The following is a 25,386-nucleotide window of genomic DNA, read 5'->3' as shown; positions in this document are numbered from 1 at the left end:
CAATCGCGAAAGAGCGCGCGGGAATTCAGTCGATCTGGCGGCGATGTGCCCAACGCGTCAACGCATTGCGATTGGACTGCTGAGTCTTTCGCAGGACGTTCGATGCGTGAGTCTCGACCGTCTTCACGGAAATCACCAGGTCCTCGGCGATTTCACGGTAAGTGTACCCACGTGCCAGCAATCTAAGCACTTCGAGTTCTCGCGGAGTCAGCGAGTCGAGTTCCGGATCGAGTTGCGGCTCGGGTGCGTTGGAACGCCCGGTGAAGGAGTCCAGTACGAAGCCTGCCAGGCGAGGCCCGAACACTGCGTCACCACCGGCAACGCGTCGTACACCCTCGGCCAGTTCGGATCCCGAGATCGTCTTGGTCACGTACCCGCGCGCGCCGCCGCGGATCACCGCGATCACATCCTCGGCCGCATCGGAAACGCTGAGCGCCAAGCACACCGGGCCGGAATCGATTCCGCGCAGAACTGCCACTCCACCACCGTCAGGCATGTGGACATCGAGCAGAACGACATGCGGTTTCGTCGAGTTGATACCCGCGATCGCCTCAGCGACGCCACCGGCTTCACCGACTACGTCCATGTCTGCCTCGCGCGAGAGTTCCGCCCTCACCCCGGAGCGGAACACTGCATGATCGTCGACAAGAAATACGCGGTACGGGGGCGGCGCAAGCGAAGTCACTGGGGCTGTTCCTCGGGGTTGTCGACACGGTCAGCAGTCTGGTCCCACTTTAGAGCAGAGTCACCGAGCGGCATGTGCACGCGGATCTCGGTGCCCTTTCCGATGTCGGATCGAACCACGACGCGGCCACCCCGTCGCTCGATGCGACCACGAATCGACTTGGCCAAACCCTGACGGTCCTCCGGCACCGCATTGACGTCGAATCCAACTCCGCGATCACGAACGAACACACTGACCTGGTCGCCCTCGACCTCGGCGAAAAGATTGATTTCCTTCTCCCCCGAGTGCTTTGCCGAGTTCACGAGAGCTTCACGCGTCGCACCGAGGAGCGCGGTGAACGCTTCCTTGGGCAGACCGTTCTCGACGCCTTCGCCTTCGAGTTGTACGTCGCCGACCGTGACGGGGCGGACCGTGACGCCATGCTGGTCCTCCACTTCACCGGCGATGATCTTCAGACCTTCGGTCAGGCTCGTGTGGTCGATATCCCCGCCGCTGAACAACCACTTGCGCAGCTCGCGTTCCTGACCACGGGCCAGGCGCGCCACCTCTTGCGGATTGTCGGACTGCTTCTGAATCAGCGCCAACGTCTGAAGTACGGAGTCGTGCAGATGCGAGGCGATCTCTTCACGTTCGTCGTTGCGAATTCGGGCCGCACGCTCGGCGCCGAGAGCCCGCCACATCCGCAGCCACAGCGGCACCGTCAACAAACCGACACCGATCAGCGTCACAACCACGGCCAGCAGGGACGAGCGCAGTGCTTCGAGGTCGACCTGAGCGAGGACGACGACGCCGAGACCCAAGATGATCAACGTCGCTCCCCCGACCACCCGCGCCCACGTGAGAACGGTAGGCCGCTGCGGCAAGCCGATGACGGTCCGGGGACCGTCGGAGTCGAACTCGCGCCACACCAAAGCGGCACCGATCGCGACGACGAAGAACGGTGCGAGCACCGAACCCGCCGTGCCGCTGAACAGCCAGGACAACGCGGCTGCGCCGCCCAATCCGAGTGCGATCAAGCCGTACGCCCGCTGCCGCTCGGCCGCGGACGGCTTCTGGGTGTCCGTGCCGGCGGAGGTGAAGATCCAGAGGGCGCCGTAAATCACGATGCCGGATCCGGCCATCGCCGCCAGAATCGCGAAGGCGACTCGAACCTTCAGAACGTCGATCCCGAGATGATCGGCGATACCGCCTGCAACACCGGCGACGATGCGACCGCCGGAGCGCCGCTCCAGCTTTCGCAATGGAACACCGCCCGGAATGGGCACACCCTTCTTCATGGGTACGGCATGCACCGGTACCCCGTTGACGGGCGGGCCTCCCGTGAACCCGGGAGCGGGACCGCTCACGAACGGCGGATCTGACAGATATTGCACATAGTCGATACTGGCACGAACCACTCGCAGTCACATCAGGGTCCAACCCTGAATCAGGGCGGCGCCCCTGGCCCCGATCGTCACAAAGATCAGGGTTGGCCCTGATGCGCGGAGGCCGCCCCGGAAGCCAGGATTGATTCATGAACAATCCGACTTTCCAAGAACAGGTCCAGGATCTGTGGCGGACCCGCCCCGTGCGTCTGCCGGCACAAGGTCACGTGGCCGGGGTATGCGCCGGAATCGGATACCGGTACGGCATCGACCCCATTCTGGTACGTGTCGCGTTTGTGGCCTCCACTATTTTCGGCGGTTCAGGCATCCTTCTCTACCTCGCCGGGTGGTTGGTGCTCGCCCGCGCCGGTGACGGATCGTCCCCCGCACAGTCGCTGATGGGCCGCGGACACAGCTCCGATTCCAGTACCAAGACCATCGTCTTGTTGGTGGCTCTCGCCATCGCGGCTACGACCGTCGGGCCTGTCGGCGTCGGCCTGGGTGGTTCCGGTCTGATCGGGCTGATTCTGATGGTCGGAGGCCTGTGGCTGCTCTACCAACGAGCGCCGGTCCCGCCTGCGCTGCCGCAGAGCACGTCACCGTACGTCGGCGCGGGTACCGCGTATCCAGGCACGGGATTCACGCCCGGGCCGTTCACTCCCGGATACTTCGCACCCAATCAGCCGCCCGTGTACACGCCGTACACAAAACTCCCCGACACCTACGTGCCCGAGGAACGGCCGGCCGAACAGTCACCGCAATCTCAGGCCGATCATCCGACGATCAACCTGTCGAAGGACCCGAGCGCTTCAGCCGCCGCCAATCCGACCGAGGTGATCGGCGAGGCCGCCATCACACCGCCCTCCTGGGATCCGCTCGGTGTCGCTCCGTTCGCCTGGGATCTCCCGGACCCGGCAGTCAAAGCCACGCCGCTGCTGCCTTTGCCACCACGTAAGCGTCGCTCGCGATGGACGCTGACGGTGCTCGGACTCGCGATCATCGTCGCCGCCGTCACCGGGGCAGCGGGCGCGGCAACCGGCAACGAGTGGTTCACTCCCGGCCGAGTCGGTGCTGTCGGACTCGCCGTCATCGCGCTCGGCCTGATCCTCGGGGCATTCTTCCGCAAGGGGTACGGCCTGCTGGTCGTCACCGGACCGCTCGTGGGTTTCGTGCTTCTCGCCTCGTTGGTCTACCCGATTGATTTCGACGCCTCGGGTGAGCAAAGATGGACTCCGGCAACCGCTTCCGAGTTGGAGCCGTCGTACTCGGGAGCCTTCGGAAGCTTCACTCTCGACCTCAACGGGGTCAAGTTCACCGAGGACAAGACCATCGACGTCGCGGCGTCGTTCGGTGAGTTCGTCGTCATGGTGCCACCAACCGTCAACGTCAAGAACAGCTGCACCGTCGTCATGGGTGACGGATCCGGCTGCCTCGACGGCGGAGTACACCGGGGCCGCGAGGCGACACCGGATTCGCCCACACTGACCATCAACGCCAAAGCAACGTTCGGCAGTCTGAAGGTGACGCAATCATGAGCGAATACGACGAGACCACAGAGCACGACGAGACCCGAGAATCCAAGCGCCCCTCGGCACTTCTGCTGATCGCCGGACTGGCCGCACTTCTGGTCAGTGTGTGGGCGTTGGTCGGGCCGTTCTCCCTGGCGCCGGCAGCGAACATTCAATTCCGTTGGCTGTTCGTCGGTGCCGCCGTCGTGGCAGGACTACTGCTGGTGATTCTGCCGAATCGGCGCAACCGCAAGTAAAACTGCTGTGCGCCTTTATTAACCGCGGGGGGTTAATAAAGGCGCACAGTTGTTTTTACTCCCACTCGATAGTTCCCGGCGGCTTGCTCGTCACGTCGAGGACTACGCGGTTCACGTCCGCAACCTCGTTGGTGATTCGAGTCGAGATGCGCTCGAGGGTCTCGTACGGCAGACGCGTCCAGTCCGCGGTCATCGCGTCTTCACTCGAGACCGGACGCAGCACGATCGGATGACCGTACGTCCGGCCGTCACCCTGCACGCCCACGCTTCGGACGTCGGCGAGGAGAACGACCGGGCACTGCCAGATGGTTCCGTCCAATCCTGCAGACGTAAGCTCTTCGCGCGCAATGGAATCTGCCTGACGCAAGATCTCGAGGCGATCGCGGGTGACCTCACCGATGATGCGGATACCGAGTCCGGGACCGGGGAACGGCTGGCGTCCGACGATCTCTTCCGGCAGGCCGAGTTCGCGGCCCACTGCACGGACCTCGTCCTTGAACAGCAGACGCAACGGTTCGACCAACTTGAACTGCAGGTCTTCCGGCAGCCCGCCGACATTGTGGTGGCTCTTGATGTTTGCGGTTCCCGTGCCGCCGCCCGACTCCACGACGTCCGGGTAGAGCGTGCCCTGGACGAGGAAGTCGACGGTCGCACCATGAGATGCGTTCTCGCCCAGAACATCACTGACTGCGCCTTCGAAGCTGCGGATGAACTCGCGGCCGATGATCTTGCGCTTGGTCTCGGGATCGGTGACGCCGGCCAGCTCACCGATGAAGGTGTCCGCGGCATCCACGGTGATCAGACGAGCGCCGGTTGCCGCGACAAAATCCTGCTCGACCTGCGTGCGCTCACCGGCTCGCATCAAACCGTGATCGACGAAGACGCATGTCAACCGGTCGCCGATTGCGCGCTGAACCAAAGCCGCAGCGACAGCGGAGTCGACTCCACCGGACAGACCGCAGATGGCGTGTCCGTCTCCGACCTGCTCGCGAACCTGCTCGATCAGCGCATCGGCGATGTTCGACGCCGTCCACGCTGCCGGAATACCGGCAATCTCGTGCAGGAAGCGGCTCAGGACCTGCTGACCGTGCGGGGAATGCAGAACCTCAGGGTGGTACTGCACACCGGCGAGCTTGCGGGCGCGGTCCTCGAACGCCGCGACGGGAGCACCGTCGCTCGTCGCGGTCACCTCGAAGCCGGAAGGCGCTTCGGTGACGGCGTCACCGTGGCTCATCCATACCGGCTGCGTCGAGGGAAGACCGTCGTGGAGCAATCCGCCGGATACCGCGATATCGGTACGGCCGTATTCGCGGGTACCGGTCTCGGCGACGGTGCCGCCCAGGGCGCCTGCCATTGCCTGGAATCCGTAGCAGATTCCGAAAACCGGAATGTCGTGATCGAACAGTGCGGGATCAAGCTTGGGAGCACCGTCTGCGTAGACACTCGAGGGCCCACCCGAGAGCACAACAGCCAAGGGGTTCTTGGCCACGATCTCCTCGACGGTCGTGGTGTGCGGAATCACCTCCGAGTAGACCTTGGCTTCGCGAACTCGCCGTGCGATCAACTGCGCGTACTGCGCCCCGAAGTCGACGACAAGAACTGGTCTCTGCTGCTCGATATCTGCCACAGGTGCAGTCTAATCGCCGCAGCCAGCGCTTCTGCGCATGCATGGACTCAGCCCGCTACTCGGCCGAGCGAGCGCGAGGTACGTCACTACAAAGGCCGCCCCTCAGAACTGCGCGGCGACCTCGCGCGGATCTAGACCACCGTCCAGGTCAACGGCGCCCCAATCACCCGCACCTTAGCTTCGGCAATCAATTCGGCAGCATCATCGCAGGCCAGAGCCCGAAATGGACGAAGGGTGAATTTTCTGGACGTTTGACCGATTCGCCTGAACCAAACGTCCAGTAAAGGTAATCTCGCCCGTCAAGTGATCAGGATCACGATCGCAAACGGCCGGCGCCGCCGAACGGCGCTCACCTCGAGGAGGACCTGTGCGTCGATTCATACGACGACTCGCCATACCTGTCGCAGCTGTGACGGCTGCCGCCGGACTTCTAGTCCTCGGCACGCCGGCCACTGCTGACGAAGCCCCGCCGACCACTTTCACCGGCACGACCGACAACCTGATCTTCACGAAGAGTGTCATCGGGAACGCGGCAGTTCACCCAGGCGACACCGTCACGTACAAGACCGAGATCAAGCACAACGAAAGCGGCATCGAACGGTCGATCGCAAAGATCCGTGACATCCCGCCCGCAGGATTCGTCCTCGTGCCGGGCAGCGCCAAGGCCACCTACCTGGGGGTGACCAACCGGGCCACGATCAGCAACGAATCAGATGGCGGAGTCTCCGCGAAGTGCTCGAGCGGCTGCACCTTCCTGGTCGGTGGATTCGTCGTCAAGAAGAACCAACCCGTCACGCTGGAAGCGACCTACACGGTCCCCGTCGGCACAGCATTCGGGACGTACGACAGCGGCATGCTCTTCGACGTCAACGCCTTCAGCACACAGCAGGGTCTCAACCCGATCAACGTCAACGTCCAGGTAGTCGACCCGTCTGTCGCCACCGGAACCACACTGGTTGCACCGGCAACGGCGAAGGTCGGCACGCCGGTCGACCTGACCGCGACAGTTTCTCCGTCCGACGCGAGCGGCACCGTCCAGTTCAAGGACGGCGGCAACGACATCGGCTCGCCGGTCCCGGTCTCGGGCGGTAGCGCCACCCTCTCCCACACCTTCGACAGCGTCGGCGCCCACGACATCACCGCCGCGTACAACGCCGGTCCGGGATTCCACAGCTCGACCTCCGGAGTCCAGACCGTCGACGTCTCCGCGGACACCACCACCACGATCTCGGCCCCGAACGCCGCGCTGGTAGGTGACAGCATCACCGTGAGCGCTGTCGTCACACCGGCAAACGCCGTGGGCACGGTGCAGTTCAAAGACGGCGAGACCAACCTCGGCGCACCGGTGGCTGTAGTCAACGGGACGGCTTCCCTGACCCGCAGCTACGACGCTTCGGGCACCCACAGCTTCACCGCAGTGTTCACCGGCGAGGCCGGTTACGGCGATTCCGTCTCCACCGCAACCCAACTCGACGTCAGCGATCCCGACTGGGGAACCACGACCACAGTTGTCGAACCACTCACCGCTGTTGTCGGTGAACCGACCAACCTCTCGGCCACCGTCTCCCCCATCCCGAGCAGCGGAACCGTGACGTTCAAGGTCGACGGCGCCGAGGTCGGTACCGCACCGGTCGGCACGGGTGACGGCGTCGCGATCCTCCCGCACACCTTCGCATCAGCGGGCGCTGCAGCCGTGACGGCAGAGTTCTCCGGCGGAACCGGATTCATCGGCTCCACGTCCACGTCGTTCACTGTGAACGTGACCGATCCCGAACCCGCCCGCGCCGATACCACGACGTCTCTGACCGTCAGCGGCTCGGCTCAGGTCGGAAAGGCATTGCAGCTCAAGGCCACCGTCGCACCCGGAACAGCAAACGGAATGATCCAGTTCAAGTCCGGCACGACGCCCATCGGCGCACCCGTTGCCGTCGTCAACGGCGTCGCGACACTCACGCACACCTTCGACGACGAGGGAACGTTCGGCCTCACTGCCAACTTCGTCGGCGACGCCGGTTGGAAGAACTCCGTCTCCGGCCCGACCGTCGTGCAGGTCGGCACCGCACCGACCGACGGCGGCGGCACCGGAAGCGTGGACACCGGTTCGCTCAGCGGCCTCATCCCGCTCTTCGGAAGCTAGTCCCCCACATCAGCTTTGGACACCACTCCCGTACCCAGCTCAGGAGAATCCATGTTCGTGTACTCCAGACGTCGCATCGCGGCGCCGATCGCCGCCACGGCACTCGCCAGTGGCGTCATCCTCGCGGGAATCCCCGCATCAGCGGCCCCCGTGACAACAACCTTCGGCACGAGTTGCCTGGCAACCCCGTCCGCTGTCGCCGGTCCGACCACGCAGTCACAGTCCGGCTCGGTCATCGTCGACGCACCGGAATCCATCGGCGCCGGTGAAACCTTCGAAGTCACCATCCAACCCGGCCCGATCGCCTTTCCCGGCTCCGCTTCGGGGGCGACCGTCCAGAACGTCTCCCGCATCAAGGTCGACGTCGACGTTCCTGCGAACGCCACCCTGGTGGAAGCCACCATCGTCCCCGGCACTTCGGCGGGGCTCAGCGGTGTAGCGCCGAACATCCTGCGCGTCAACGAGAACGGCAACGTCGATCCCAACGGAACGATTCTGCGCCTCTCCGGAAACAACCAGGTCATCGGAAACAGCCCCAGCTCGAGCATCAACTCCGAGGGCGGCATCGTCGTCAAGGCGACCGGCAAGAACGTCGATGGTTCCAACAATGCCGACGGCTACACGCAGTTCCAGCTCCCCCAGGTCAAGGCAGTTCTCAAGGCCGGCGATTCAGGGGACGTCGCGATGAAGGTACGCACCGGCGGCAGCGCGGGAGCGTGGAACAACGATCGCAACTTCCTCACGTTCCTCCCCAAGGCCACCCTGGTCATCACCGCCTGGGCACCCACGCGATGCACCCCGCGTGACGCCGAGAACGGTCCGCTCAACAGCGGCGCAGGCCCCCTCGCCACGACGCGGATCATCGAGGCGGACAAGGCAACCACCACCACAGTCGTCGGACCGGCCAACGCCAAGAACGGAACTCCCGTCACCCTGTCAGCCAACGTGAGCGGCGGCGCAAACGGTGGAACCGTCCAGTTCTTCGACGGCGACAACCCACTCGAGGACGCCGTGCCGGTAACCGGAGGGTCGGCCAGCATCTCCCCGACCTTCACCGAGGACGGACCGCACTCCATCACCGCGAGCTACAGCGGAGCCCCCGGGTTCCTGGCGTCGACGTCGGCGTCGGCCAAGATCGTGACCGTCACGACCGATGCACCGCCGGACGCCGTGACCACTACCGCCACGGTGTCGCCGTCGACCGCGAAGGTCGGACAGGACGTCAACCTGACTGCCAAGGTCGATCCGCAGGGTACCGGCGGCACCGTCGATTTCATCGTCGACGGCACCGAAACGGTCAATGCTCCGGTCGGAACCGACGGAGTTGCCGTCGCTCCGTACACCTTCACCTCGACCGGAACGCACAAGGTTGTCGCGAAGTTCACGGGCTCACCAGGATTCGCGCCGTCCGCTGCCCCGGCATTCCCGGTCAGTGTGACGACGCCGGCTCCGGCTGACGTCGAGACGACCACGGTTCTCGACGCTGTCGGAACTGTTCAGAAGAACACCCCGGTGACGCTCAAGGCAACGGTCGATCCGTCCGGCGCCACGGGCAAGGTCCAGTTCAAGGTCGGTGACACCCTCATCGGTGGACCGGTCGACGTGGTCAACGGTGTCGCAACGGTACCGGCCACCTTCTACAACTCCGGGACCTACAGTGTCACCGCCGAATTCGTGGGCGCTTCGGGCTACACGGCCTCCGCATCCGCGCCGCAGACTCTGACCGTCCCCGGCGATACGGACGGCGGGCCCGGAGGCGGGACGGGCAGCCTCGACCTCGGCACTCTGTTCGGGTCACTAGGAGGCTGACACTCTGAAACAGAGATGGGGCGTGTCGTCGAATCCTCGACGACACGCCCCATCTTCGTTCGCGGCGAACTATCCGGCTGCCGGCTCCGCCGGAACAGCGGTAGCTGTCTTGCCGCCGGTGATCTTCACGATCGGCAGGACCAGCGCGGCCGGAGCCGACGCCGGCACCACAGGCGACTTGGGTGCAATCGGAGCCAAACGCTCGTAGCCGCTGCCCTGGGCGGGACGCAGGTCGGTCTCCCCCTTGTTCGGCCACAGCGAGGCGGAGCGCTCGGCCTGAGCGGCAATGGTCAGCGACGGATTAACTCCGAGATTGGCCGAGACCGCTGCGCCGTCGACGACGCTGAGCGTCGGGTAGCCGTACACGCGGTGGTACGGATCGATGACGCCGTGATCGGAATCCGACGCGATAGCGCAACCGCCGAGGAAGTGCGCCGTCAGTGGAACGTTGAAGATCTCGCCCCACGTGCCGCCCGCGACGCCGTCGATCTTCTCGGCAACTCGACGCGTCGCCTCGTTGCCTTCCGGGATCCACGTCGGGTTCGGCTGACCGTGGCCCTGCTTGCTGGTGACCTTGCGTCGACCGAACAGGCCCTTCTTCGTGTACGTGGTGATGGAGTTGTCGAGGTTCTGCATGACCAACGCGATGATCGTGCGCTCACTCCAGTCCTTGACCGTCAACATGCGCAACATCTGGTACGGATTCTTCGCAACCACACCGAGGAACTTGATCCATCGGGGCGTCTTGCCGCCGCCGTCCGTCATCAAGGTCTGCAACAGGCCCATCGCGTTCGATCCCTTGCCGTAGCGGACCGGCTCGATGTGGGTGTCGCTGCTCGGGTGGAACGACGAGGTGATCGCCACTCCGCGGGTCAGGTCGAGTGCGGGATCGACCTTGTACTTGCCTGCGCCGACAATGGATTCGGAGTTCGTTCGAGTCAGCTCGCCGAGCTTGTCGGAGAGCTTGGGCAGCGCTCCGGTGTCCTTCATGTCGAAGAGCAGATGCTGAGTGCCCCACGTTCCGGCCGCGAGAATGACGTTCGCAGCCGTGTAGGTGCGGCGGTTCTTTCGTCCGAATGCACCGGTTCGCTCGGTGAACACGTCCCACGAACCGTCGCGAGCCTCACGAAGCCCGGACACGGTGGTCATCGGAATGATCTCGGCGCCGGCTGTCTCGGCAAGGCCCAGATAGTTCTTGAGGAGCGTGTTCTTCGCTCCGTGACGGCAGCCCGTCATGCACTCGCCACACTCGATGCAACCGGTGCGCTCGGGTCCGACGCCGCCGAAGTACGGGTCCTTCGCCTTCTTGCCAGGTTCACCGAAGTAGACGCCGACGGGCGTCTGGATGAACGTGTCGCCGACACCCATGTCATCTGCGACGGACTTCATGATCTCGTCGGCGGGCGTCATGTGCGGATTCTGGACGACGCCGAGCATCTTCTGAGCCTGCTCGTAGTACGGCGTGAGCTCGCTGCGCCAGTCGGTGATGTGCGCCCACTGCTTGTCCTGGAAGAACGGCTCCGGCGGCTGGTACAGCGTGTTGGCGTAGTTCAACGACCCGCCGCCGACGCCTGCGCCCGCGAGAATGAGGCAGTCGCGCAACAGGTGCACGCGCTGAATGCCGAAGCACCCCAGCTTCGGAGCCCAGAGGAACTTCTTGAGATCCCAACTGGTCTTCGCGAAATCTTCGTCGGCATACCGTCGGCCGGCTTCGATGACGCCGACCTTGTAGCCCTTCTCCACGAGACGAAGCGCGCTCACGCTTCCGCCGAACCCGGATCCGACGATCAGTACGTCGTAGTCCGTTGCCCGTTGCTTGCCCATCAGGACACCTCCACCGTGAACCGTAGTTACCCGCCAGTATGCACCTATCCCTTGTGACTACCACCACAAGGGGCCCCATAAGCGTAACCGCAAGTATCAGGAACGGAAGAAAGTCCTGCACAACGAACTGTGGCCCCGGTTCACGAAGAACCGGGGCCACAGAAAGGTACAAACTACGCGCGGACTGTCAGCCCGACCTTCTGGAACTCCTTGAGATCGGAGTATCCGGCCTTCGCCATCGACCGACGGAGACCACCGACGAAGTTCAGCGAACCGTACGGATCGTCCGAAGGGCCGCTCAGAACCTGGTCCAGACTCGGACGCTCACCATAGGAAACCGGAAGAAGTGCTCCACGCGGTACCGAAGGATGAGCCGCAGCGGACGGCCAGTACCAGCCACCACCCGGCGCCTCGGCGGACACGGCCAGCGGCGTGCCCAGAACGGCAGCGTCGGCACCGCAGGCGATGGCCTTCGCCAGATCACCCGAAGTTGCGATGTCACCGTCGGCGATGACGTGGACGTAGCGTCCACCCGTCTCGTCGAGGTAGTCGCGCCTGGCTGCTGCAGCATCGGCAATGGCCGTGGCCATCGGAACGCCGATGCCCAGGACCTCACCGGTGGTGGTTGCACCCTCGGTAGACCCGTACCCGACGATGACACCGGCAGCGCCGGTACGCATCAGGTGCAGCGCGGTGCGGTGGTCACTGACCCCACCCGCGACAACCGGAACGTCGAGTTCCGAGATGAACGTCTTGAGGTTGAGCGGTTCCTGCTCGGTGTGCACGACGTGCTCGGCCGAGATGATCGTGCCGTGGACGACCAGGAGGTCGATTCCCGCCTTGATCAGCTCCGGCGTCAGTGCGCGCGCATTCTGCGGGCTGACGCGAACGGCAGTGGTGACCCCCGAATCACGGACCTGCGCCACCGCAGCTGCCAGAAGACCGGCCTGCAGCGGAGCCGCATGCAGCTCCTGCAGGTAGCGGATGGCCGCGTCGACGCCACCGTCCTTCTCGGCGATCTCGACGAGACGCCGGAGCTTCTCCTCGACATCGGGGTGACGGCCCCACAGGCCTTCACCGTTGATGACACCGAGGCCGCCGCGCTTACCCAACTCGATCGCGAAAGTCGGCGAGACCAACGCGTCGGTGGGATGTGCGAGGACAGGAATGTCGAACCTGTAAGCGTCGAGCTGCCAAGCAGTCGACACCTCCTTCGACGAACGAGTTCGCCGGGAGGGAACGATGTTCACATCGTCCAACTCGTAGGTACGTCGGGCCGTTCGACCCATGCCGATCTCAACGAGGTCGCGCACGCGCGCCCCTTTCTCGTGTACTGGTTGCTAACGAGCGGTGTAGTTGGGTGCTTCGACAGTCATCGTGATGTCGTGCGGATGGCTTTCCTTCAAACCGGCCGCCGTGATCTGGACGAACTGAGCGTTCTGCAGGTGCTCGATCGTCGCCGACCCCGTGTATCCCATGGCAGCGCGCAGACCACCGGTGAGCTGGTGCGTCACCTGCGAGAGCGGGCCACGGAACGGAACACGTCCTTCGATGCCTTCCGGAACCAACTTGTCCTCGGAAAGCACGTCGTCCTGGAAGTACCGGTCCTTGGAGTACGACTTGGCCTCGCCACGCGACTGCATCGCGCCGAGCGAACCCATTCCGCGGTAGCTCTTGAACTGCTTGCCGCCGACCAGAATCAGTTCGCCGGGCGATTCAGCGGTACCGGCCAGGAGTGAACCCAGCATGGCCGTCGACGCACCTGCGGCAAGAGCCTTCGCGATGTCACCGGAGAACTGGAGTCCACCGTCAGCGATGACGGGCACACCGAGAGGCTTGCACGCGGCAACCGCTTCCAGGATGGCCGTGACCTGAGGGGCACCGACACCGGCGATGACGCGGGTGGTGCAGATGGAACCAGGGCCGACTCCGACCTTGACGGCATCGACGCCGGCTTCGACCAGTGCCAGAGCACCCGCGCGCGTAGCGACGTTGCCACCGATGATCTGAACCCGCTCGCCCAGTTCACGCTTGAGCTTGGCGATCATGTCGAGAACGTTGGACGAATGCCCGTGCGCACTGTCCACCACGAGTACGTCCACACCGGCATCGGTGAGCGCCATCGCGCGCTGGAAGGCGTCATCGCCGGCACCGACTGCAGCGCCGACGAGCAGTCGACCGTCACGGTCCTTGGTGGCGTCGGGATGCTGCTCGGTCTTGACGAAGTCCTTGACCGTGATCAGACCGGTGAGCTTGCCGTTGCCGTCGACGATCGGCAGCTTCTCGATCTTGTGCCGACGAAGAAGACCCAGTGCCACGTCAGCGGTGACGCCTTCCTGAGCGGTGATCAGGGGCATCTTGGTCATGATCTCCGCGACCGGGCGGTTCTGGTCGACCTCGAAACGCATGTCCCGGTTGGTGACGATGCCAACCAGCTGGCCGGCGTCGTCGGTGACCGGCAGACCGGAGATGCGGAAACGAGCGCACTTCGCATCGACCTCACCCATCGTGTCGGTCGGCTTACACGTGACGGGATCGGTCACCATGCCGGCCTCGGAACGCTTGACCGTCTCGACCTGTCCTGCCTGGACCTCAACCGACGAGTTGCGGTGCAGAACACCCATGCCGCCGGCGCGTGCCATCGCAATTGCCATGCGCGACTCGGTGACGGTGTCCATCGCAGAACTGACCAACGGAATCCGCAGACGGATGTCGCGGGTCAGTTGACTGGACGTGTCGACCTGGCTCGGGATGACGTCGGACGCAGCCGGCAACAGCAGCACGTCGTCGTATGTCAGTCCCAGCATCGCGACCTTGTTGGGGTCGTCTCCTCCGGTGTGTACATGTCCTGCAGAACTACTCATGCGGTCAGGACCCTCCATGGACCTAGATTCGCCCAGGGCGACCGCTGTAGCAGCCGCCTCGAAACGGATTACGAAAGCTGGATATCGGATAGAAGGCGCCTGCACGGAAAGAAATTCCTGGCACCTTTTCCCGGCGTTGCACACCATGGTATCGGCTCACTCAAAGGTCCGAACCATCCCACCCACGCTGCGTGTACGCGTAACAAGTGGCGCTGACCCCCCTGACCTGCGTACCGTGGTGCTGTGCGTGATCAACTGCCCCCCGGTCTGCCGCCAGATCCCTTCGCCGGCGACCCAGCTGACCCCTCCGCGGCTCTCGATGCCATCGAGCCGGGCCAACCACTCGACCCCCACGAACGCCAAGCGGTCGAGGAGGATCTCGCTGACCTCGCTGTATACGAGGCACTCCTCGCTCACCGCGGTATCCGCGGTCTCGTAGTCTGCTGCGAGGACTGCCAACAGGATCACTACCACGACTGGGACATGCTGCGCGCAAACCTGCTGCAGCTGCTCGTGGACGGAACCGTCCGCCCCCACGAGCCTGCCTACGACCCGATGCCTGAGGCATATGTCACGTGGGACTACTGCCGTGGATACGCCGACGCGTCGATGAACGAGGCGATGCACGGCGACGGTTTCGACAGCTGAGCGAAACCTCACCCAAGCTCATACGAAAGTGGCCGACAAGCAATTGCTTGTCGGCCACTTTCGTATGAATTCAGATCGGAACGATGCCGATCAGAGCGGGTCTCAGGGCGGCGGAGACGAGAAATCACCGGACGGCGACGAGGCAGGCGCCAGAGACGTCGTCGTCGTGGTGGTGGTCGTTGTCGTCGTGGTTGTCGTCGGCAACGAGGTCGGAGGCGTCGAGGAAACCGACGTCGGCGGCAACTGCAGCTGCACTCCCGGATCTGGTTTGGTCGAACTTGTCGGTTCGCCAGGTCCCTGAGGATTGAGCGGTTTGACCGAGGAGCCCGGAATTGCCGTGATCGAAGTGGTCGGGCCGGCCGGCTGACCACTCGTCGGCGGCGGCGCTACGGGTGACGTGGTCTCCTGGACCTGCGTCATCAACTTGCCCCAACGCTCGACGAGGTCGGTCTTGTCCTGCGAGTCCTTGACCGCATCGGCACGGTGAGCTGCGTTGTCCAGCACCATCTTTGCCGCAGGAATGTCTCCGGCAGCCAACAGCCGCTCGGCCTTTTCCAGCTCGGAAGTCGTGTCGATCTTCGCAACTGTCGAGTTGGCCTCGTCGGCGAAGACGACCTGCTTGACGCCCCACAGGGCATCGCCGGGCTGGGCGTCGTACGCCATCGCCGTGGCGCCACCGAAGACCACTGCTGCAACTGCTGCAGCGGCGGCGATCGGACGAACCACACGCAATCGAGAACGGGAACGTGAACGCTGACGATCGGAGAAGCCGGACGGCGTCGCTGTGATTGCAGCGATGACATCGTCCAACAACGGACCCTCGGGCATCGGAGTCGCAACGACATCGTCACGCCATTGCGAGAGGATCAACGCAAGTTCGTACTGTTCGGTGCTATCGGTTGCTACCGGCCCACCATTCGAAATGGATTCGATCAGCGCATCGTCACGCCGAACCGCAGCCAAATCCACTGGCGTACCGTCGTCGGCGAGATCACCGAGATTCGAAGCGTCATGCCCCTCGTCTCTAGCCAAAGCTCTCACCTGCTTTCGTCACTTCTTTTTTCAGTTTCGCGATCGCTCTGTGCTGAGCGACTCGTACAGCTCCGGCGGTACTACCGACGGCGACGGCCGTTTCCTCGGCCGACATCCCGACCACCAGGCGAAGTATCAAGATTTCTCGATGCTTCTCCGGAAGTGTGCCGAGAAGTTCGTGCATCTGTCTGCTGGACTCCGAATCGAGAGCTCGCTGTTCGGGACCATCATCCAGTGCTATTACATCCGGTACTTCGGAAACGGGCTCCGACTTGTTACGGGCGGAGCTTCGATGTGCGTCCGCAACCTTGTGCGCGGCAATTCCGTACACAAAGGCCATGAACGGGCGTCCCTGGTCCTGATAACGCGGCAGCGCGGTCATCACGGCCAGACAGACTTCCTGTGCGACGTCGTCAGCGGACAGGTGTCCTCTCTCGGCCGCACCCACTCGACCGCGGCAGTAGCGCACCACCATCGGTCGGATGTTCTCCAGAACCAAAGCTAGAGCTGTACGGTCGCCCTGCGCAGCAGCGGCGACCGCGGTGTCCAACTCATCGCTCGTATTTGTCATCGTCAGCGAAAATCCTGGCGTTACAGTGGCACCTCCCGAGCGGGTGTGCTCCCGCTCTCAGCGGAACCCTCTAAGAGTAACCATCCGGACCGACTGGTCTCCGCATGCCTGCCCAGCAGTCGCGATATCGATACAGCTCCTTCTGGAATGTTCTCCGGAGACTTCGGTGGAGTGGTTACGACAAAGGTAGGAGTGATCCACCACGCATCGCAATCAGATCGCCGATCTCCCGGGCACTCGGTGAGGTTCTCTCACCGCTGACACCTTCGATCAACAGAGACGACGCCCAGGCCAGGGGCAGCAGACCGTATTGCCGGCACCGCGCGAACACATCTGCTGCCATCTTCACGGCTGCGCTCGCGTCTGTTCCGGTCAGCGCGGCGCTACGCAGCAGATCCGACTTCACGCGGTGCCGCACAGACTCCGATTCCGCTGACAATTCGACGGCGCGCTCTGCGTGTCTGCGGGCACGAGCGAAGTCGCCTCCCGCCAACGCCAATTCAGCAGAGACCCATTCGATCCGAATTTCCTGCCGCCACAGCCCGCCCTCGGCATCCAGACGCGCCCGACATTGCGCCAGCAGGCGCCAGCCGAGCGGGAGCCTGCCACAGCCGAGGGCGTCTGCGGCCAGACCGGTCAGAGCGTCACAGGCAGCCTCTGGATCGCCTGCCAGGCCGCCGACGATCGCCAGTGCGCGCCCGTCCCACGTGGACGCGAGTGCATGGCGTCCGCTCTGGCGAAGAAACGACGCCCTCGTGCTGGCAGACAGAGAGGCAAGAACCCGATCCGAGTGCGTCGAGAACCCGGCCGTGAGCCGATCGAGGACATCCAATGCAGCCCGCGCTCTTGCGTAGTGGCCCTGACCACCCAGCACTACTGCCGTTGTCCACCAATCTCGGGTAGAGCAAGGCGCCGGGAGGCGGTCGAGATCCGGATCCGCACCGAACGCGGCAGACTCGAGGGACCCTGGAAGTGCAGTTGTTTCGTTGGGCACAGGTGATTGAGGGCGCGCAGGTGTCGACACAGGTTGATCATCGCAGCAGCACGAGCAGACATTCGCACGACCGGCGTCACACCAACGATGCCAAAAGTCGCACGAAACACGAAAAGGCAAGTTTGTCGGAGTTAATCAGATATTCAACTGAGATTTGCCAAATGTACTCGTAATGATATTTAACGGGCATATATCCGTGACGTTAACTGCGCATTACTTATTGGACGGATGTCCTAGTTGAAACTTGGGCACTAAGTCCCGAAATGGAGTGCAACCCCGCCCACGCAATATCGGACAAATGACGCAAACCGAGCCGAATGACCGAGTGATTTCGCCGGGCGATCAGCCTCGAACATATCCCTGATCTGTGGGTTTCGCATCTCGAGCTGCCAGGCTTGCCGGCCGCCACCTCGATCGACCCAATTTCGACATCGGCGCAGAACAACGCACGAGGGGCCCGAAATGTAAATATATACTTCGTTAACTCTCGCATTTCGATATATGCCGATCGCCACTGAACGAGCCTATTGACGCGATTTACTCAGCACCCTTACGGTTAGCAAGCGTGAACGATTCAGAAGGCCCGGATAACCTCCGGGCAACTTGGTCCGCTCGTTGATCAACGCGAGCTTGCAGTAAGGAGTCAACATGCCTGCACCGAATCACCTTCCAGGCCCCAACGCAGACATCTGGGACTGGCAGATGCACGGTCTGTGCCGCGGAGTCGACTCCTCCATGTTCTTCCATCCCGATGGCGAACGCGGTAGAGCACGTGCCCAGCGCGAAACCCGCGCAAAAGAGATGTGCCGTCAGTGCCCGGTCCTGATGCAGTGCCGCAGCCACGCGCTGACCGTCGCCGAGCCGTACGGCATCTGGGGAGGAATGTCGGAAACCGAACGTGAACTACACGCGCGCCACCGTCGCACCACCCGCATAGCTTCCTGATACACGTAGGTAGAGCGCACTAGGCCCCCGAGAGTTTTCGGGGGCTTTTGCGTGTGGACGGGACACCGTCGAAAATGCGTGTGGACGGGACACCGTCGAAAATGCGTGTGGACGGGACACTGTCGAAAAGAATTTCCGACACGACCCATCCGACCGACGCCCGCCTCCGAATGCCTTCTGACAGTGCACCTCAGCACATCCCTTCAGGAAGGCAGACCCATGAACACCTCTACTCGAGTTCTGGCAGTCACCGCAGCAGCCTCTTTCGCCGTCTTCGGCGTGGTCGGTTGCTCCTCCGACGACAACGATTCGTCGACCGACACGTCCAGCGCCGCCATGACGTCTTCTGCCATGGGATCGAGCATGTCTCCCAGCAGCGCGATGGCGGAGCCTGCTTCCGATCTGGTCGGTGCCGGTTGTGCCGACTATGCAGCCGCAGTGCCGAGCGGCGCCGGATCGGTCAGCGGAATGGCCCAGGATCCGGTTGCCACAGCGGCGTCCAACAATCCGTTGCTCACCACCTTGACCGCGGCGGTCTCCGGCCAGCTCAACCCGGACGTCAACCTGGTCGACACTCTCAACGGTGGCGAGTTCACCGTCTTCGCACCGATCGACTCGGCATTCGCCAAGATCGACCCCGCCACGATCGACAGCCTCAAGACGGACAGCGCCACGCTGACCAAGATCCTCACCTACCACGTGGTTCCCGGCCAGATCGCCCCTGACGCGATCGACGGAACTCACCCCACCGCCGAGGGCGGAACGGTTACCGTCACCGGATCCGGTGACAACATCAAGGTCAACGACGCAACTGTCGTCTGCGGTGGAGTCAAGACCGCAAACGCCACCGTCTACCTCATCGATTCGGTGCTGATGCCGCAGTAGTCCCCACCTGCTGTGCGCCTTTATCAACCCCCCGCGGTTAATAAAGGCGCACAGCGGCCAACGGCGGGCCAAGAGAAAAGAACCGGACATGCACGCTACGGTTGTACGCGATGAAGCGAGACAACTCTTCGTGAGCGAGCCAGACCATGCGTCGGATGCGGCCGACGCATGCCCGACGGACAATTCTGCGGCCCGCACCGCGCGAATCGCGGAATCACGCGAGCTGGCAGTGATCCTCGCGAACGTCGCCGGTGGCGACCAGAGCGCCTTCGCCGAGTTCTACGACCGAACCAGCTCCCGTGTGTACGGCATGGTTCTTCGTGTACTCCGTGATCCAGGTTTCTCCGAGGAAGCGGTCCAAGAGGTCTACCTCCAAGCCTGGAAATCAGCCGACAGCTTCGACCCCGCCAAGGGGTCCGCGCTCTCCTGGCTCCTGACACTTGCCCACCGGCGCGCAGTGGATCGCGTGCGCTCCGAACAGTCGAGTTCGGATCGACAGGCTCTCTACGACACCACCAATGCCACTCCCGAATTCGACGTCGTCAGCGACGAAGTGACACGAAGAGACGAGCATCGTGCTGTCACCGACTGTCTCGAAACGCTGACGGACACTCAGCGCCAATCGGTGACTCTCGCCTATTACGGCGGCCGAACGTACCGCGAGGTGGCCGAAGATCTCGGCGTGGCGATTCCCACGATCAAGTCACGAATTCGCGACGGACTACTGCGCCTACGTGGATGTTTGGGGGTGATGTGAGATGGACGAAGAGCTGATCGACTACGCGTACGCCTACGCGATCGATGCGTTGGACCTCGACGAGCGCCGTGAGGTCGACAAACGACTTGCCGCTTCGGACTCCGCGACCCACGCCGAATTCGACGCCCAGGTCCGGCTCACCGCCGAAACCATGGCCGCGATGACCGTCGTCGACGCCGTCGAGCCCCCGCCGTCGCTGCGCAGCAGCGTCCTCGCCTCGATCGCAGAACAGACCGCGGCTCCCAACGCCCCGGTTTCGCTGGCCGAGCGTCGTAACCGTCGACGCCCGTGGACCATGGCTCTTGCGGCGGCCGCCGCAGTCGCAATCCTGGTCGGCGGCATCGGAATCGGACGCACGCTGTCCGACAACACGCCGCCGCAGAACGCCGCGTCCGAAATCATGGCAGCACCCGACGTTCATGCCACGACGCGTGAAATCCCGGGCGGCGGTAGTGCCACGACGCTGTTCTCGCCCTCCGAAGACGCCGCAGTCCTCGTGATGAACGATGTGACTCCCCCGAGTCCGGATACCGTCTACCAGATGTGGCTGGTGCCGGGCGACACCGACGACACCACGATGATCCCGATGGGGACGATGGCTCCGGGCGACGTCAAACCCACTACCCAGGTGGTGCTCGACGGCATCGGTCCGAATACGAAGTTGGCGTTCACTGTCGAACCGCCCGGCGGATCGCAGCAGCCGACGAGCGAGCCGTTCGCAACGATCCCGCTCATCTGATCGCCAGACGAAAAAAGATCCCCCACCGGAATCCGGTGGGGGATCTCTTCTTTGTCGAAACTACGAGCAGCGAGTCAGTGGCTGTGACCGTGTCCGGTGTCGGCAACTTCCTCGGTCGGCTTCTCGACGACGGCGCTCTCGGTCGTGAGGATCATGCGCGCGACGGAAGCGGCGTTGACCACTGCCGAGCGAGTGACCTTGACCGGGTCGACGACGCCGTCGGCAAGCAGGTTGCCGTAGGTGAGGGTGGCAGCGTTGAAGCCTTCGCCCTTGGTCATCTCGGCGACCTTGCTGACAACGACGGAACCGTCGATGCCTGCGTTGCTGGAGATCCAGAACAACGGGGCGTTGAGGGCTTCGCGGACCACGGCAACGCCGGTGGCCTCGTCACCCGTCAAGCCGAGGTTCCCGATCAGAGCCGTACCGGCTTGAACGAGAGCCGATCCGCCACCGGGGACGATGCCCTCGGAAACTGCTGCCTTGGCTGCGTTGACCGCATCCTCGACGCGGAACTTGCGTTCCTTCAGATCGGTTTCGGTGGCTGCGCCGACCTTGATGACGGCCACGCCGCCGGACAGCTTCGCCAGACGCTCTTCGAGCTTCTCGCGGTCCCAATCCGAATCGGTGTTCTCGATCTCGCGACGCAGCTGCGCAACGCGGGTCGCGATGTCGTCAGCGGTGCCTGCACCGTCGACGATGACCGTCTCGTCCTTGGTGACGACAACGCGGCGAGCGCTGCCGAGCAGGTCGAGGCCGGCTTCCTTGAGCGAGAGGCCGACGTCGGTGTTGATGACGGTGCCTGCCGTGACGACTGCGAGGTCGTCGAGGAATGCCTTGCGACGATCACCGAAGAACGGCGCCTTGACGGCGACGGCCTTGATGGTCTTGCGGATGGAGTTGACCACGAGGGTGGAGAGAACTTCACCCTCGACGTCCTCGGCGATGATCAAGAGCGGCTTGCCGGATTCGGCAACCTTCTCGAGCAGCGGAAGGAAGTCGGGAAGTGAGCTGATCTTCTCGCGGAAGAGCAGGATCAGCGCGTCTTCGTAGACGGCCTTCTGCGCATCGATGTCGGTGACGAAGTAGGGCGAGAGGTAGCCCTTGTCGAACTGAACACCTTCGGTGACAACGAGTTCGGTTGCAACGGTGGAGGATTCCTCGACCGTCACGACGCCGTCGGTTCCGACACGGGTGAGTGCCTCGCCGACGAGCTTGCCGATCTCTTCGTCACGTGAGGAGACGGTGGCGACCTGAGCGATCGACTTCTCGCCCTCGACGGGGGTGGCTGCGGCGAGCAGTTCCTCGACGACCTTGTCGGCTGCGGCGTTGATGCCGACGCCGAGAGCCATCGGGTTCGCGCCCGCTGCGATGTTCTTGAGTCCGCCGCGGACGATGGCCTGGGCCAGAACGGTCGCGGTGGTGGTGCCGTCGCCGGCAACATCGTTGGTCTTGGTGGCGACGCTCTTGACGAGCTGTGCGCCGAGGTTCTCGAAGGGATCTTCGAGCTCGATCTCACGGGCGATGCTCACACCGTCGTTGGTGACGGTGGGGCCGCCGAATGCCTTGGCGAGCACGACGTGGCGTCCACGCGGGCCCAAGGTCACCTTGACGGCGTCGGCAAGCTTGTCGACTCCGGCTTCGAGAGCGCGGCGTGCGGTCTCGTTGAACGCAATTTGCTTGGACATCTGTTCTGTCAGCTCCTGAATCTTCGGGGCGTGAACGCATTCCGCCCCGGGATCCTGTGTGGACTCCGGGGCGGATCACGTGTGTCTTACTTGGAGACGACAGCCAGCACGTCGCGTGCCGACAGGATCAGGTATTCCTGGCCGGCGTACTTGATCTCGGTTCCGCCGTACTTGGAGTAGATGACCGTGTCACCCTCCTTGACGTCGACCGGGATGCGGTTGCCCTGCTCGTTGACGCGGCCTTCGCCGACTGCAACGACGGTGCCCTCCTGGGGCTTTTCCTTGGCTGTGTCAGGAATGACCAGGCCGGAAGCCGTCGTCGTTTCAGCCTCGTTGGCCTGGACGAGGATCTTGTCCTCGAGCGGCTTGATGTTGACGCTCGCCACGATGAGCCCTCCACTTTGGGGTATGTGCGTCCGAGGCGATCCTCGGACAGCTGTTTGGGTATGCCGTTTACGGCGCGTCACTGCAGTCCCGTCGTCGCGGGTGCCGGAACTCGATCAGCGCCAATTGGCACTCTATACGTGAGAGTGCCAACCCTCAAGGACTGGGCGCATTTTTCTCTTCGTCCAGAGCGAAACAGGACAGCCGTCCACCACGTTCACCTATTGTTCACTTCGTGACGAACATCAATCGCCGTAGTTTTCTGACCTTCGCCGGACTCGGCGCCGTCGGCGCGGTCAGCCTTGGCAAGCCGTGGGGCCTGCAATATGCAGGCGCGTCGACCATTCCGACGTCAGGTCCTGGCACCACTCTCGAGTCCGTGTCCACCCCCGTCAGCAGCAGCGGCTACACCAAGCTCACCGCCGGACCCGGTTGGGCGAACATCGTGCGCAGCGAGTTGGCCGAGCCGAAGTCGGGACGCGAGGACCGACGCACCGCGCTCGCCTCACTCGTGCAGTTGACCGACGTCCACATCGTCGACGCCCAGTCCCCCATGCGATTCGAGTACGTCCACCAGATCACCGGCTCGGCGTTCCGTCCCCAGGAGACCCTGACAGCACACGGGCTGATTTCACTTGTCCGCCGGGTCAATTCGATCGGCAGTGGCCCGCACACGTCGCGACCCTTCGATGCCGTCATCACCACCGGCGACAACACGGACAACAAGGAATTCGCCGAACTCGACTGGTTCCTCACCTCACTCAACGGCGGAACCGTCGTCGCCAACACCGGTGCCAAGGACCGCTACGAGGGTGTACAGAACTCGGGTGCCGATCTCTACTGGAACCCCGAGTCACCGATGCTCGACATGTACAAGAAGGCCGGATTCCCGGAGATCCCCGATTTCTTCGGTGCCGCTTTCACGCCCGTGTCGAGCCCCGGCCTGAACACCCCTTGGTACTGCGTGTTCGGCAACCACGACGATTCGGTGTCCGGCACGGTGCCCAGCGGCATCCCGCCGCTCGAAGCGATGTACACGGGATCTCTCAAATTCGAGGTGCCCGGTTCACCGGAGCAGGCCAAGCAGATCGACGTCGCCACCAAGTTCGATCCCAGTGCGATACCCGGAATCCTGTCCGCCTTCACGACGCCGCCGCGCCAGGTCACCCCCGACCCGTCGCGCGCGCCGTTCACACCGCGACAGTTCATCGCCGCACATCTTGATCCCGCGCACACCGGTCCCGGCCCCGTCGGACACGGTTTCGCCCCCGACGCCGGCGACACCGGTATCGGTTACTACTCGTTCGAGATCGCACCGGGCGTCGTCGGCATCAGCATGGACTCCACCAACCGCGCGGGCCTCGTCGACGGTTCGCTGGGCGCCGCTCAGTTCCAGTGGATCGAGAACACCCTGCGCGCCGGCAGCAGCACCTACTACGACGCCGCGGGCTCTCGCGTCACCGAGTCGCGAGGTGACACGTATTTCGTGCTGTTCAGTCACCACACGAGCGACACGATGGACAATCTCATTCCCGACCCCGAGAACGTCCTCGAGCCACGCCTGCGCGGTTCACAGCTTCTCGACTTGCTGCATCGTTTCCCGAACGTACTTGCCTGGGTCAACGGACACACCCACGAGAACAAGATCACCCCGTGGCCCGGCGCGACCCCCGAGCAGGGCTTCTGGGAGATCAACACCGCCTCGCACATCGACTACCCGCAACTCGGACGCATCATCGAGATCGCGGACAACCATGACGGAACGGTGTCGTTGCTTGCGACGCTCTTCGAGGCGGAGAGTCCCAATTCCGTCGACTACAGCGACAAGTCGGCAGCCGGGCTCGCCTCGCTGTACCGCGAACTGTCGTACAACGACATCCACCGCGACCCGAAGCTGACGGGTACCGGCGTCGACCAGAACGTCGAATTGTTGGTCCACACCGGACGATGACTCCGATTGCCGCAGTGTCCTAGGTGATTTCAGGTCCGCTCGAAGGCGAGCGGTGCACTTTCGCCCACGACACTGCGGCAACGACGAATCGAACGCCGAATCCGATCAACACCAGATTGCAGACGATCTGAAGGCTCACGAGCCCCCGGGCAAGGTCCGTCTGCGCGGCGATGTCACCGAATCCGACTGTCGAGAAGACGGACAACGAAAAGTACAGCGCCGCCATACGCGACAGCGGTTCGGTGAAACTGCCAGGGCTTGCATGCTCGACCGAAAAATAAGTGATGGACACCAACAACAAGTACGTCGGCATCACCACCGCCACAGCTTCGACCGCCTGCAGAGATGGCACATCGGAACGCAGAATTCGCCACACCTGCCAGGTGGTCACGGCAAGTACCGCGGCGCCTCCACCGATCAAGAGGAAGATTGCACTGGCGGTATGTACATCGATCCACGGCAGAAAGAAATACGCGCATCCGAAGGCGATCACCGTCAGCGTGGGTCGAAGCACTGCACCACGGATCAGCGCGCGTCGTCGTTCCCGGTCGATGTGGGGAGAATCGCCTTTTTTCCGCATGAATCAATGATCGACAATTTCGCAGGTAAAACCACCCTTTCGGTCCGAAAAGGACGTCACGGAGACGAAAAGCACTGAGCAATCCTCACGAACCTTCTGTAACGTTCATATAACGGCGGTCGATTGAACATTGACCGGTA

Annotated in this window: 22 protein-coding genes; 10 read left to right on the top strand and 12 right to left on the bottom strand. The window is 63.3% G+C overall.

Features of this window, described 5'->3' with window-relative positions:
- Positions 1-25: 25 nt before the first annotated feature.
- The gene (locus AOT96_RS20120) at positions 26-685 is read right to left on the bottom strand and encodes a response regulator (RefSeq protein WP_003940972.1); all 660 of its coding nucleotides are present in this window, start codon (positions 683-685) and stop codon (positions 26-28) included.
- The gene (locus AOT96_RS20115) at positions 682-1,962 is read right to left on the bottom strand and encodes an ATP-binding protein (RefSeq protein WP_037125680.1); all 1,281 of its coding nucleotides are present in this window, start codon (positions 1,960-1,962) and stop codon (positions 682-684) included. The genes AOT96_RS20120 and AOT96_RS20115 overlap by 4 nt, the downstream gene beginning before the upstream one ends.
- A gap of 236 nt (positions 1,963-2,198) precedes the next feature.
- Between AOT96_RS20115 and AOT96_RS20110 the strand changes: the two genes are divergently transcribed.
- Both AOT96_RS20110 and AOT96_RS20105 read left to right on the top strand, forming a co-directional pair.
- A complete protein-coding gene (locus AOT96_RS20110) occupies positions 2,199-3,584 on the top strand; it encodes a PspC domain-containing protein (protein ID WP_065352182.1) in 1,386 nt (461 codons plus the stop codon).
- Positions 3,581-3,814 carry a hypothetical protein gene (locus AOT96_RS20105; protein WP_003940832.1) on the top strand — a complete coding sequence of 78 codons (234 nt, stop codon included), beginning with the start codon at positions 3,581-3,583 and terminating at the stop codon, positions 3,812-3,814. Before AOT96_RS20110 ends, AOT96_RS20105 begins: the two co-directional genes overlap by 4 nt.
- A 55-nt stretch (positions 3,815-3,869) precedes the next feature.
- Here the strand turns inward: AOT96_RS20105 and guaA are convergent, their stop codons facing one another.
- Positions 3,870-5,441: a glutamine-hydrolyzing GMP synthase gene (gene guaA / locus AOT96_RS20100; RefSeq protein ID WP_007727510.1), complete on the bottom strand. Its 1,572-nt coding sequence runs from the start codon at positions 5,439-5,441 to the stop codon at positions 3,870-3,872.
- A 367-nt stretch (positions 5,442-5,808) separates the two neighbouring features.
- Here guaA and AOT96_RS20095 point away from each other — a divergent pair, with 367 nt between their 5' ends.
- Positions 5,809-7,578: an Ig-like domain-containing protein gene (locus AOT96_RS20095; protein ID WP_063316691.1), complete on the top strand. Its 1,770-nt coding sequence runs from the start codon at positions 5,809-5,811 to the stop codon at positions 7,576-7,578.
- Between the two features lie 51 nt (positions 7,579-7,629).
- Positions 7,630-9,387 carry an Ig-like domain-containing protein gene (locus tag AOT96_RS20090; RefSeq protein ID WP_065352181.1) on the top strand — a complete coding sequence of 586 codons (1,758 nt, stop codon included), beginning with the start codon at positions 7,630-7,632 and terminating at the stop codon, positions 9,385-9,387.
- Between the two features lie 69 nt (positions 9,388-9,456).
- Here AOT96_RS20090 and AOT96_RS20085 read toward each other — a convergent pair whose 3' ends face one another.
- The 3 genes from AOT96_RS20085 to guaB form a co-directional block, all read right to left on the bottom strand.
- A complete protein-coding gene (locus tag AOT96_RS20085) occupies positions 9,457-11,211 on the bottom strand; it encodes a GMC oxidoreductase (RefSeq protein ID WP_003940689.1) in 1,755 nt (584 codons plus the stop codon).
- Positions 11,212-11,384: 173 nt separating this feature from the next.
- Positions 11,385-12,524: a GuaB3 family IMP dehydrogenase-related protein gene (locus AOT96_RS20080; RefSeq protein ID WP_003940976.1), complete on the bottom strand. Its 1,140-nt coding sequence runs from the start codon at positions 12,522-12,524 to the stop codon at positions 11,385-11,387.
- A 27-nt stretch (positions 12,525-12,551) separates the two neighbouring features.
- Positions 12,552-14,075: an IMP dehydrogenase gene (guaB, locus tag AOT96_RS20075; protein ID WP_003940903.1), complete on the bottom strand. Its 1,524-nt coding sequence runs from the start codon at positions 14,073-14,075 to the stop codon at positions 12,552-12,554.
- 243 nt (positions 14,076-14,318) lie between these two features.
- Here guaB and AOT96_RS20070 point away from each other — a divergent pair, with 243 nt between their 5' ends.
- Complete coding sequence (locus tag AOT96_RS20070) at positions 14,319-14,723, top strand: DUF5319 domain-containing protein (RefSeq protein WP_003940777.1); 405 nt, start codon at positions 14,319-14,321, stop codon at positions 14,721-14,723.
- Between the two features lie 102 nt (positions 14,724-14,825).
- Here the strand turns inward: AOT96_RS20070 and AOT96_RS20065 are convergent, their stop codons facing one another.
- The 3 genes from AOT96_RS20065 to AOT96_RS20055 all read right to left on the bottom strand — a co-directional run bounded on the left by AOT96_RS20065 (position 14,826) and on the right by AOT96_RS20055 (position 17,200).
- Positions 14,826-15,764: an anti-sigma-D factor RsdA gene (locus AOT96_RS20065; RefSeq protein WP_231917247.1), complete on the bottom strand. Its 939-nt coding sequence runs from the start codon at positions 15,762-15,764 to the stop codon at positions 14,826-14,828.
- Entirely contained in the window at positions 15,748-16,326 is a 579-nt protein-coding gene (locus tag AOT96_RS20060; protein ID WP_003940953.1) for a sigma-70 family RNA polymerase sigma factor, read from the bottom strand. The genes AOT96_RS20065 and AOT96_RS20060 overlap by 17 nt, the downstream gene beginning before the upstream one ends.
- A gap of 175 nt (positions 16,327-16,501) precedes the next feature.
- A complete protein-coding gene (locus AOT96_RS20055; protein WP_080961146.1) occupies positions 16,502-17,200 on the bottom strand; it encodes a hypothetical protein in 699 nt (232 codons plus the stop codon).
- Positions 17,201-17,968: 768 nt separating this feature from the next.
- Between AOT96_RS20055 and AOT96_RS20050 the strand changes: the two genes are divergently transcribed.
- The 4 genes from AOT96_RS20050 (at position 17,969) to AOT96_RS20035 (ending at position 20,646) form a co-directional block, all read left to right on the top strand.
- Entirely contained in the window at positions 17,969-18,265 is a 297-nt protein-coding gene (locus tag AOT96_RS20050) for a WhiB family transcriptional regulator (RefSeq protein WP_003940939.1), read from the top strand.
- 219 nt (positions 18,266-18,484) lie between these two features.
- Complete coding sequence (locus tag AOT96_RS20045) at positions 18,485-19,150, top strand: fasciclin domain-containing protein (protein WP_007728616.1); 666 nt, start codon at positions 18,485-18,487, stop codon at positions 19,148-19,150.
- Positions 19,151-19,238: 88 nt separating this feature from the next.
- The gene (locus AOT96_RS20040; protein WP_007728615.1) at positions 19,239-19,907 is read left to right on the top strand and encodes a sigma-70 family RNA polymerase sigma factor; all 669 of its coding nucleotides are present in this window, start codon (positions 19,239-19,241) and stop codon (positions 19,905-19,907) included.
- A 1-nt stretch (position 19,908) separates the two neighbouring features.
- Positions 19,909-20,646: an anti-sigma factor gene (locus tag AOT96_RS20035; protein WP_065352179.1), complete on the top strand. Its 738-nt coding sequence runs from the start codon at positions 19,909-19,911 to the stop codon at positions 20,644-20,646.
- Positions 20,647-20,720: 74 nt separating this feature from the next.
- Here AOT96_RS20035 and groL read toward each other — a convergent pair whose 3' ends face one another.
- Together groL and groES are read right to left on the bottom strand one after the other, a co-directional pair.
- Positions 20,721-22,331 (bottom strand): chaperonin GroEL, encoded by a 1,611-nt coding sequence (groL, locus tag AOT96_RS20030; protein WP_065352178.1) that lies wholly within the window; start codon positions 22,329-22,331, stop codon positions 20,721-20,723.
- A gap of 86 nt (positions 22,332-22,417) precedes the next feature.
- A complete protein-coding gene (groES, locus tag AOT96_RS20025; RefSeq protein WP_003940763.1) occupies positions 22,418-22,717 on the bottom strand; it encodes a co-chaperone GroES in 300 nt (99 codons plus the stop codon).
- 233 nt (positions 22,718-22,950) lie between these two features.
- Between groES and AOT96_RS20020 the strand changes: the two genes are divergently transcribed.
- Positions 22,951-24,666 carry a TIGR03767 family metallophosphoesterase gene (locus tag AOT96_RS20020; protein WP_065352177.1) on the top strand — a complete coding sequence of 572 codons (1,716 nt, stop codon included), beginning with the start codon at positions 22,951-22,953 and terminating at the stop codon, positions 24,664-24,666.
- Positions 24,667-24,685: 19 nt separating this feature from the next.
- On the opposite strand, the gene AOT96_RS20015 is transcribed toward AOT96_RS20020, so the two are convergent.
- The gene (locus AOT96_RS20015; RefSeq protein WP_063316696.1) at positions 24,686-25,246 is read right to left on the bottom strand and encodes a potassium channel family protein; all 561 of its coding nucleotides are present in this window, start codon (positions 25,244-25,246) and stop codon (positions 24,686-24,688) included.
- Positions 25,247-25,386: the final 140 nt, after the last annotated feature.

This window comes from Rhodococcus sp. 008 (genome assembly GCF_001682295.1).
In the GTDB taxonomy this organism is placed as follows: Bacteria; Actinomycetota; Actinomycetes; order Mycobacteriales; family Mycobacteriaceae; genus Rhodococcus_F; species Rhodococcus_F qingshengii.
This window is presented reverse-complemented; position numbering and strand designations above follow the sequence as displayed.

Excerpts from the sequence above, each read along its gene's own strand:
- AOT96_RS20115 (WP_037125680.1), bottom strand. The coding sequence starts at position 1,962 with ATGAAGAAGGGTGTGCCCATTCCGGGCGGTGTTCCATTGCGAAAGCTG.
- AOT96_RS20110 (WP_065352182.1), top strand. The coding sequence starts at position 2,199 with ATGAACAATCCGACTTTCCAAGAACAGGTCCAGGATCTGTGGCGGACC.
- AOT96_RS20105 (WP_003940832.1), top strand. The coding sequence starts at position 3,581 with ATGAGCGAATACGACGAGACCACAGAGCACGACGAGACCCGAGAATCC.
- AOT96_RS20090 (WP_065352181.1), top strand. The coding sequence starts at position 7,630 with ATGTTCGTGTACTCCAGACGTCGCATCGCGGCGCCGATCGCCGCCACG.
- AOT96_RS20085 (WP_003940689.1), bottom strand. The coding sequence starts at position 11,211 with ATGGGCAAGCAACGGGCAACGGACTACGACGTACTGATCGTCGGATCC.
- guaB (WP_003940903.1), bottom strand. The coding sequence starts at position 14,075 with ATGAGTAGTTCTGCAGGACATGTACACACCGGAGGAGACGACCCCAAC.
- AOT96_RS20060 (WP_003940953.1), bottom strand. The coding sequence starts at position 16,326 with ATGACAAATACGAGCGATGAGTTGGACACCGCGGTCGCCGCTGCTGCG.
- AOT96_RS20050 (WP_003940939.1), top strand. The coding sequence starts at position 17,969 with ATGCCTGCACCGAATCACCTTCCAGGCCCCAACGCAGACATCTGGGAC.
- AOT96_RS20045 (WP_007728616.1), top strand. The coding sequence starts at position 18,485 with ATGAACACCTCTACTCGAGTTCTGGCAGTCACCGCAGCAGCCTCTTTC.
- AOT96_RS20040 (WP_007728615.1), top strand. The coding sequence starts at position 19,239 with ATGCACGCTACGGTTGTACGCGATGAAGCGAGACAACTCTTCGTGAGC.
- AOT96_RS20035 (WP_065352179.1), top strand. The coding sequence starts at position 19,909 with ATGGACGAAGAGCTGATCGACTACGCGTACGCCTACGCGATCGATGCG.
- groL (WP_065352178.1), bottom strand. The coding sequence starts at position 22,331 with ATGTCCAAGCAAATTGCGTTCAACGAGACCGCACGCCGCGCTCTCGAA.
- AOT96_RS20015 (WP_063316696.1), bottom strand. The coding sequence starts at position 25,246 with ATGCGGAAAAAAGGCGATTCTCCCCACATCGACCGGGAACGACGACGC.